Here is a 1,761-nt window from a genome sequence, read left to right as displayed (position 1 = left end):
AGGCAAAGAAAAAGGCCACTGCGTTAACAGTGGCCTTTTCTCGAATCTGGTTGCGGGAGCCGGATTTGAACCGACGACCTTCGGGTTATGAGCCCGACGAGCTACCAGGCTGCTCCATCCCGCGCCTGTGGAATCGAATTCTACAGCTTCTCAGCCTGCCGTCAAGCGTTAGTTGTTGATTTACTTGAAATTAACACCAGCGACTTAATTTCGGACAAAAGAAAAAGGCCACTGCGTTAACAGTGGCCTTTTCTCGAATCTGGTTGCGGGAGCCGGATTTGAACCGACGACCTTCGGGTTATGAGCCCGACGAGCTACCAGGCTGCTCCATCCCGCGCCTGTGAGATCGAATTCTACGGAATTACTTCCCTATGTCAAGCTTTTACTTCAAAAAAACCTTTTTCGTTCAAACCCTTAGCGCTTGAATAGGGCCCGCAGCGCAGCTGTGGCGGGCCTTTCAGGCCGATTATCGAGCCGGGCTGGGAGCCATGGGGCAGCATGCGCTACTATCTGTATGAATTTACAGTACTGACGGTCGTCCATGTCTTTGCGCAAGATCATCCATATCGACTGCGATTGCTTCTACGCCGCCATCGAGATGCGTGACGACCCGCGCCTGGCAGGGCGGCCGATGGCGGTGGGCGGTTCGCCCGACCACCGTGGGGTGATTGCCACGTGCAACTATGAAGCCCGTGCCTATGGCGTGCGTTCGGCCATGTCGTCGCGCCATGCGCTCAAGCTGTGCCCTGACTTGTTGATCGTCAAACCGCGTTTCGAGGCCTACCGCGAAGCCTCACGCGAGATCCACGCGATTTTCCGTGACTACACCGAACTGATCGAGCCGTTGTCGCTGGATGAAGCCTACCTGGATGTCAGTGACAGCCAATGGTTCGCCGGGAGCGCCACGCGCATCGCCGAAGACATCCGCCGGCGCGTTGCCCGCACCCTGCATATCACCGTGTCGGCAGGCGTGGCGCCGAACAAGTTTCTGGCCAAGGTCGCCAGTGACTGGCGCAAGCCCAATGGGCTTTTCGTGATTACCCCCGACCAGGTCGAGGCCTTTGTCGCTGCTTTGCCGGTCGCCAGGCTGCATGGGGTGGGCAAGGTCACGGCAGACAAGCTGGCGCGCCTGGGGATCGTTACCTGCCAGGATTTGCGCGAATGGCCCCGGCTGAACCTGGTGCGCGAGTTCGGCAGTTTCGGCGAGCGGTTGTGGGGGCTGGCGCGAGGCATCGACGAGCGCGCGGTGCACAATGACAGCCGGCGCCAATCGGTGAGCGTGGAGAACACCTACGACACCGACCTGCCGGACCTGGCCAGTTGCCTTGAGCGCCTGCCAGAGCTGCTCGACAGCCTGAACGAGCGGATTGCGCGCATGGACAGCAGCTACCGGCCAGAAAAACCCTTCGTGAAAGTGAAGTTCCATGACTTCAGCCAGACCACCCTGGAGCAAGCGGGGGCAGGGCGCGACCTGGAAAGCTATCGGCAATTGCTGCGCCAGGCCTTCGCGCGGGGTGGCAAGCCGGTGCGGTTGCTGGGGGTGGGGGTCAGGTTGCGGGACTTGCGCGGTGCGCACGAGCAACTGGAGTTGTTCGCGGATAAATGAAAAGGGCTGCATGAAGCAGCCCTTGTTCAATCATCTATTGCACGCCGGGGTCGGCTACCAGTCGCCCGGTAGCTTTGGTCAGTGCCTGCAGAAACTCCTTCTGCAGCTCCGGGTCGTTGCGGGTCAGCTCGACCAGGCTCTGCTCCATCTCGCTG

At 59.9% G+C, this 1,761-nt stretch carries 1 protein-coding gene, 2 tRNA genes and 1 pseudogene; 1 reads left to right on the top strand and 3 read right to left on the bottom strand.

Annotated elements, in window-relative coordinates; genetic code table 11:
* Positions 1 to 47 precede the first annotated feature (47 nt).
* Both B3E94_RS01455 and B3E94_RS01450 read right to left on the bottom strand, forming a co-directional pair.
* Positions 48 to 124: transfer RNA gene (locus tag B3E94_RS01455), tRNA-Met, on the bottom strand.
* A gap of 136 nt (positions 125 to 260) precedes the next feature.
* Positions 261 to 337, bottom strand: a tRNA-Met gene (locus B3E94_RS01450).
* Between the two features lie 210 nt (positions 338 to 547).
* Here B3E94_RS01450 and dinB point away from each other — a divergent pair.
* Positions 548 to 1,606, top strand: coding sequence for a DNA polymerase IV (gene dinB / locus B3E94_RS01445; RefSeq protein WP_176511600.1), 1,059 nt, complete (start codon positions 548 to 550; stop codon positions 1,604 to 1,606).
* 34 nt (positions 1,607 to 1,640) lie between these two features.
* On the opposite strand, the pseudogene B3E94_RS25445 reads toward dinB, so the two are convergent.
* Positions 1,641 to 1,761, bottom strand: a pseudogene (locus tag B3E94_RS25445) (hypothetical protein); the annotation flags it as partial.

The organism is Pseudomonas sp. UBA6315, from assembly GCF_002438125.1.
GTDB lineage: Bacteria > Pseudomonadota > Gammaproteobacteria > Pseudomonadales > Pseudomonadaceae > Aquipseudomonas > Aquipseudomonas faucium.
This window is presented reverse-complemented; position numbering and strand designations above follow the sequence as displayed.